This is a genomic window from Sphingomonas sp. (assembly GCF_025362505.1).
Lineage (GTDB): Bacteria > Pseudomonadota > Alphaproteobacteria > Sphingomonadales > Sphingomonadaceae > Sphingomicrobium.
Map to the genome: position 1 here is coordinate 1 of NZ_JANYGG010000125.1, position 5360 is coordinate 5360.

A 5360-nucleotide genomic window follows, 5' to 3' on the forward strand; every position below is an offset into this window, starting at 1 on the left:
CGGCGACACCGTGCGCATGAAATTGCCAGGGGACATGGCCTATCGCCGAGAAATAGCTTGGCCAGAACCCCAGACCGATCACGACCAAGACGAACAGCACATAATAATGTGCGTGGCGATATGGCATGGGCACCCCCTCCCGCATTGTCCCGGCGGTGGCTATCAGTTTTTTGCCGCGAGGTGAATGACGTCGGTGGTGCGGCCAAAAGCGCTGCCTCGCGTACTGGCGGCCTATGTCGACGACCGCCATCCAACGCTTCGATTAAACCAGCTAACCAGCATTATCCCAAAGCACGGTCAGGGGGCTGTATGGCAGTGAAAAACAGTTCGCGCCGACGGAAGTGGCCTTTGCGAAAGTGACAGTCGCTACCCCGCTGCCACCCTGACCGCGTCGCAGATCCCGTCGACCAGTGTCTCGACCATCGCGAGGTCGTCGCCTTCGGCCATTACGCGGATCAGGGGTTCGGTGCCTGACTTGCGGATAACGAGGCGGCCGCGCCCGGCGAGCTTTGCCTCGGCATCGGCGATGACCGCCTTGACCGCGGCGTCGTCGAGCGGCTGGCCTTTCGCGAACCGGACATTCTTGAGCAGTTGCGGCACCGGTTCGAACAGGTGGAGCAGTTCGCTCGCCGGCTTGTCCTGATCGATCAGCGCGGCGAGGACCTGCAGCCCGGCGACCAGCCCGTCGCCGGTGGTCGAATGATCGGACAGGATGATGTGCCCCGACTGCTCGCCGCCGACATTGCGGCCGCGCGCGCGCATCGCCTCAAGCACATAGCGGTCGCCGACCTGGGTGCGCTCGAGCGCGATGCCCTCCTCGGCGAGGCGGCGCTCGAGCCCGAGGTTCGACATCACCGTCGATACCACCGCATTGCCCATCAGCGCCTCGCGCCGGTGATGGTCGATCGCGATCAGCGCCATCAGCTGGTCACCGTCGATGACCTCGCCCTTCTCGTCGACCACGATCAGCCGGTCGGCATCGCCGTCGAGCGCAAGGCCGATGTCGGCGCCCGACGCGACGACGGTTTCGCGCAGCAGCATCGGCTCGGTCGACCCGCAGCCTTCGTTGATGTTGAGCCCGTCGGGCTTGACGCCGAGCGGAATGACGTTGGCGCCGAGCTCCCACAGCGCCTCGGGCGCGACCGAATAGGCCGCCCCGTTGGCGCAATCGATCACCACCTTGAGCCCGTCGAGCCGCAGCCGTTCGGGGAAGGTCGACTTGGCGAAATGGATATAGCGGCCGCGCGCGTCGTCGATCCGCCTGGCCCGGCCGATCTTCTCGGGCGCGACGAGGACCGGCACCTGATCGAGCCGCGCCTCGATCGCCAGCTCGTCGGCGTCGGACAGCTTGTAACCATCGGGCCCGAACAGCTTGATACCATTGTCGTAAAACTTGTTGTGGCTGGCCGAGATCATCACGCCCAAGTCGGCGCGCATCGACCGGGTCAGCATCGCCACCGCCGGGGTCGGCATCGGGCCGAGCAGGACAACGTCCATCCCGACGCTGTTGAAGCCCGCGACGAGCGCCGATTCCATCATATAGCCCGACAGCCGCGTGTCCTTGCCGATCACCACCCGGTGGCGGTGGTCGCCGCGCATGAAGTGAGCGCCCGCCGCCTGGCCGACCTTGAGCGCGGTTTCGGCGGTCATCGGCGGGGTGTTGGTCTTGCCGCGGATCCCGTCGGTGCCAAAGAATTTGCGTGTCATCAGCGGGCCCTAGCGGCTCATCCGAGCCAGCGCCACGGTCCCGCGCCGATCGCGCCATGAGCGAAAGTGGCGAGGATCAGCGCGGCGAGCGGGATCACCCTATTTCACTCCATGCATGAGCTTCTTGAGCGGCCACGCCAGCGCCAGCAGCAATGCGCCGATGACGATCGCGAACAGCCCGATCTTCCAGAACACCCCGACATAGGTGTTGAGGCTGACCGCGAGGTTGGTGACCTGTCCGCCGACGGTCTCGACCGAGGCGACCTGCGCGACGAGGCCGGCGACATATTGCGCCACCGCGATCGACAGGAACCACACGCCCATCATCATGCCGACGATCCGCGCGATCGACAGCTTGGTGATCATCGACAGCCCGACCGGCGAGATGCACAGTTCGGCGATGGAGTGGATCAGGTAGAGCCCGGCAAGCCACCACAACCCAACCTTGAAATCGGGCCCGGCGAACGTCGCGCCCCACACCAGGAACAGAAAGCCCGCCCCCACGCCCATCAAGGCGATACCGAACTTGACCGGGATGGTCGGCTCGATCCCGCGCCGCGCCATTCCGTTCCACATGATCGAGAACAGCGGCGCCAGGAGCACGATGAAGGCAGCGTTGAAAAACTGGGTCTGCCCCGCCGAAATGCTGAACAGGCCGAACACGCTGAGGTCGGTGTTGCGGTCGGCGAACAGGGTGAGGCTCGACCCGGCCTGTTCGAACAGCGTCCAGAACACCGTGTTGAAGGTGATCAGGATCATTGCCGCCAGCATCATCTGAAACTCGGCGCGGCTGCCCTTGAGGAACGACCAGATCATGATTCCGGGGACCGAGATGAGGAAGGTCCCGAACATGATCTTGCCCATGATCGGCAGCGTGGCGATGTAGCCAAGTATCCCCGACCCCGCCTCGGGCTTCACATAGCTCATCAGGTTGGTGAACAGGAAATAGGCAACCGGGATGGCCAGCACCGCCGCGGCGTAGATCACCATGTCGCGATTGGCGGGCGCGCCGGCGGGACGATCACCGACACCGTCGAGCTTGCCGCCATCGAACTGGATCAGCGCCCACGAGACCATCATGCCGAGCGCGGCGAGCGCGAACCCCGCCCACCAGCCAAGCCCGCCCCAGCTGCCCATCCCGACCGCGAGCAGCGGGCACAGGATTTGCGAGAAGAGCGAGCCAAGGTTGATCCCCATGTAGAAAATTGTGAAGCCCGCGTCGCGGCGGCGATCGCCCTCGGCATAAAGCGTGCCAACCATCGTCGAGATATTGGGCTTGAAGAAGCCGTTACCGATCACTACCAACGCCAATCCGACCAGCAGCAACGCGACCGACATCGGATTGCGCTCGCCCTGCGGATCGAAACCGCCAACCGCAATCTTCCGTGCCTCATGCCCGTCGGGCGCGAGCAGCGAGACCGACTTGTCGTCATTACCCCGGATCAGCAGGTTTTGACCCTGGTCGACGACATATTGCTTGATGCCCTCGCCGCGGCCTTCCTGGACCACTTCATAGCGCTGGCCGTCGATCATCGCGAACGGCTTCGCTGGCGCACCGCCGAAGCACAGCGTGAGATAGCCAAGGCTCATCAGGATCGCGCCGAACTTTACCGAGCGCTTGGATCCCAGGAAGCGGTCGGCAAGCAGGCCGCCGATCAGCGGGGTCAGATAGACCAGCGCGGTGAACCCGCCGTAGAGGCCGGTCGTCGTGCGGTCCGAAAACAGGAAATGCTGAGCGAGGTACAGCGTCAGCAACGCACGCATGCCGTAATAGCCGAAGCGCTCCATCGCCTCGGTGGTGAACAGCCGGGCGAGCTGGCGCGGATGGCCGAACCATTCCTCGCGTGCCGCCGGATTCACGTGGCTGATGTCGGGCTCCGACGGATTGTCCGCCGTGGGCGAGTCGACCATGTAGATTATCTCCCTGGACCCTTCGGCCATCCGCGCGCCGCGCGTGACCGACTTGTTGCAGGCGAGACTAGCGGGAAATGGCGGAGTGTAAAGTTGGAGCCGGCGCGGAGGGCGCGGCGGCGACGTGCGACAGGCACAGAGCCAGCCGGGCCGCAGACGAATTACGATGCCATGAAATGGCGCGAGTGACGGGACTCGAACCCGCGACCTCCGGCGTGACAGGCCGGCGCTCTAACCAACTGAGCTACACCCGCGCGTTGGTGGCGGCGAACTAGGGGAGGCCCCCTCCCCTGTCAACAAGGCGGGGAAGCGTTTTTGCGAGTCCCTCGCCGCGCTACTCGTCGGAACTTTCTTCGTCATCGCCGACATGGGTCAATACACCGTTCTCGAACAGGAAACCGGCGATGTCGGGCGTCCCCGCCGCAGCGAAAATCGTCTTGATGATGATCAGCAGCGGCACCGCCAGCAACGCCCCGGTCGTGCCCCACACCCACGCCCAGAAGCTCAGCGACACCAGGATCAGCAGCGGGTTGATCTCGAGCTTTCGGCCAACCAGCGATGGTGTGAACACGTTAGCCTCGACGAGGTGCATGGCAAGGAAGATTGCCGGTGGCAACATCGCCGACCAGACATCAGGAAAGGTCATCAGTCCGCCGAACGCGAGCAGAAAGACGCAGGCGATCGGCCCCAGGTAAGGGATGTAGTTGAGCACCGCGACGATGCCGCCCCACATCAACGGCGACGGCATGCCGAGCATCCACAGGATCAGCGCGGTCAGCGCGCCGAGTGTGACATTGATCAGCGAAATGGTAGCGATGTAGGTCGATGTCGCTTCGACCACCTGCTGGATTACGCGGGCCGTGGTCAGCGCGCCTTCGAAGCTGCCGCGGCTCTTGATCGTACTGCGCCGCATTGCGGTCCAGCCCGACAGAAAGAAATAGATCACGAGAAGCGCGAAGAACAATTGGATCGCGGCATGCGGGACCGAGGAAGTGATTAACCCCATCACCGAGTTCGGGGCGGCAATGTGCACTTCGCGGCCGCCTGTATGATCCCCGGAAATGCTGATCTTAGAGGCGGTATTGTCAATGAAATGCTCGAGATTCTTGTACAGGTCGAGCAACGGCGCAAGCGTGTGGCGGACATGGTCGACCCGTGACGGAACCATCGCCACCCATTGGATCGCTGGCGATACAATGGAGGCGATTGCAAAGGCAGCAACGCCAAGGAAGAGGATCACACACAGGCCCGCCGCAAGACGCGGCCCAACGCCCCGCCGCTCGAACCATTCGAGGACGGGGACAAGCGCAATCGCCACCACCAGCGCAGCGGTGACTGGCAAGAAGAATTCTGCCCCCTCGCGAAGCGCGAACGGAAGGGCGAGTACTAGGCCGATTCCGCCGAGCAGGTTGAGCGAGGCGAGCAAGCGAACGCGTTTGGCCTCAAGATTCTCAACCTCACTCGTCACCTGCGGGACGGGCGGCTTGGTCCGGGTCTTGCGCGGGACGGTCATAGGCCTTGCTTATCGGGCGATAGGCGGTTGGGCTAGACGTTTCGATGGAGTGACGATCGCGGGGTGCTTTCAGATGGATTGCGCCTGCGCCCAGGCGCGAAGGTCGCTGGCGAACCCGGCCATGGTGGCCATCGCCGCAAATTCGTCCGGGGTCGCACGGCGGCGATTGACAATCTCGACCAGCCGATCGAAGCCAAATTCCGGGTTGGGCCGATCGACCAGCTCGACC

General features: G+C 63.8%; 3 protein-coding genes and 1 tRNA gene. All 4 read right to left on the reverse strand.

Annotated elements, in window-relative coordinates; all coding sequences use genetic code 11:
• Positions 1-366 precede the first annotated feature (366 nt).
• Complete coding sequence (gene glmM, locus Q0R27_RS12000) at positions 367-1707, reverse strand: phosphoglucosamine mutase (RefSeq protein WP_293945093.1); 1341 nt, start codon at positions 1705-1707, stop codon at positions 367-369.
• Between the two features lie 99 nt (positions 1708-1806).
• Positions 1807-3618, reverse strand: coding sequence for a peptide MFS transporter (locus Q0R27_RS12005; protein WP_293945094.1), 1812 nt, complete (start codon positions 3616-3618; stop codon positions 1807-1809).
• Between the two features lie 177 nt (positions 3619-3795).
• Positions 3796-3872: transfer RNA gene (locus Q0R27_RS12010), tRNA-Asp, on the reverse strand.
• A gap of 80 nt (positions 3873-3952) precedes the next feature.
• Positions 3953-5131, reverse strand: coding sequence for an AI-2E family transporter (locus Q0R27_RS12015; RefSeq protein WP_293945097.1), 1179 nt, complete (start codon positions 5129-5131; stop codon positions 3953-3955).
• Between the last annotated feature and the right edge of the window lie 229 nt (positions 5132-5360).

Coding starts and splice junctions, on each gene's coding strand:
- glmM (WP_293945093.1), bottom strand. CDS start 1,707: ATGACACGCAAATTCTTTGGCACCGACGGGATCCGCGGCAAGACCAAC.
- Q0R27_RS12005 (WP_293945094.1), bottom strand. CDS start 3,618: ATGGTCGACTCGCCCACGGCGGACAATCCGTCGGAGCCCGACATCAGC.
- Q0R27_RS12015 (WP_293945097.1), bottom strand. CDS start 5,131: ATGACCGTCCCGCGCAAGACCCGGACCAAGCCGCCCGTCCCGCAGGTG.